Here is a 256-nt window from a genome sequence, read left to right as displayed (position 1 = left end):
AGCACCAGTTGGTTGCCGTTGACCGCGGCGCTGCTGAGCACCGGGGGCGTGGTGTCTGGTGGCGCTGGCGCGTTGTTGGTCACCGACGTGGCCGCGAAGCTGGCCACGTCGTTGCCGAGGATGTCCTGGATTGCATTCCCGTCGTTGTAGGTCGTGGGGTCGGTGTAGGCAACGGTCACGCTCTGACCATGCACCACGGGGGTGCTCAGCGTCAGCGTGACGGTCTTGGCCGCCCCATCCACGGCGGTCGCAGTGA

Annotated in this window: 1 protein-coding gene; it reads right to left on the bottom strand. The window is 66.8% G+C overall.

Annotated features, from left to right (window positions below):
* Positions 1–256, bottom strand: a 256-nt coding sequence (locus tag VTU_RS28405; RefSeq protein ID WP_010107104.1) for a SwmB domain-containing protein, incomplete at both ends; no start/stop codon positions are given.

The sequence above is a fragment of the Verminephrobacter aporrectodeae subsp. tuberculatae At4 genome, from assembly GCF_000193225.1.
GTDB classification, from domain to species: Bacteria; Pseudomonadota; Gammaproteobacteria; order Burkholderiales; family Burkholderiaceae_C; genus Acidovorax; species Acidovorax aporrectodeae.
Note: the sequence above shows the minus strand (reverse complement) of the source record. Positions and strands in the feature narration are given on the sequence as shown.